Source organism: Mesorhizobium sp. M7A.F.Ca.MR.362.00.0.0, assembly GCF_004023175.1.
Classification (GTDB): domain Bacteria; phylum Pseudomonadota; class Alphaproteobacteria; order Rhizobiales; family Rhizobiaceae; genus Mesorhizobium.
In genome coordinates this window covers 1-731 of the sequence record NZ_RZTF01000854.1, presented here as the reverse complement: position 1 = coordinate 731, position 731 = coordinate 1, and the positions used below count along the sequence as shown (strand labels likewise).

The 731-nt window shown below is 66.9% G+C and carries 2 protein-coding genes; both read left to right on the top strand.

Annotated elements, in window-relative coordinates:
- The coding region (locus EOC06_RS38165) for a DUF1403 family protein (RefSeq protein ID WP_128310166.1) at positions 1-447 on the top strand (447 nt) is incomplete at its 5' end.
- Between the two features lie 2 nt (positions 448-449).
- The coding region (locus EOC06_RS38160; protein ID WP_206631383.1) for an SMC-Scp complex subunit ScpB at positions 450-731 on the top strand (282 nt) is incomplete at its 3' end.

The window sequence follows — 731 nt, the reverse complement described above, 5'->3', positions numbered from 1 at the left end:
GATGCCGAACTCTTTGGCTGGTGGCTCGCCGACCTGGTACTGGCGCAACGCCTGGGCTGGCCGCAGCCCCTGCCGCTCCTAATGGCGCAGGGTTTTGGACCATCTTTCCGCACCGAGGCCGGCGGTGGCCGGCGCATCCGGCCCGGGGACAAGAATTTTGAGCGGGCGGTTTGCATCGCGCTCGTCGCGGCCGCCGCGGACGCTTGTCGGTTGGCCGCCGAGCTGTCGCGCCGGGCCGAAAAACTCCTGGCGGTGGCGCCGAAACTGCGCGCCAAAGGCGCCGGCGACGTAATCTTTCTGCTGCTCAGTGAAGACGCCGTGTCCGGATCGCTGACGACGGACAATCTGTCGCGCTTTGCATCGCGACGGCTGTTCGAACGGCTGCAGCAACTGGAGGTCGTGCGCGAGCTCTCCGGCCGCACCACCTTTCGGCTTTTTGGGTTGTAGGGATGACCGAAGCCTCTGCCCGCCGCAAGCCGAACGAACAGCCTGTGTTGCTCGACACGGAATTGGACCACCTGCCGCCGGAGCTGCGCTGGCGCGAATGGATGGGCCGCGTCGAAGCAGTCATCTTTGCCGCCAGCGACCCGGTGCCGCGCGAGGTGCTGGCGCGGGTAGTGGGAAGAAACTGCAATCTCGAGCTGATCATCGACGACATTCGCGCCGAGCTCGCCGGCCGCCCCTACGAGCTGGTCGCGGTCGCCGGTGGCTGGCAGCACCGGACCAGGAAA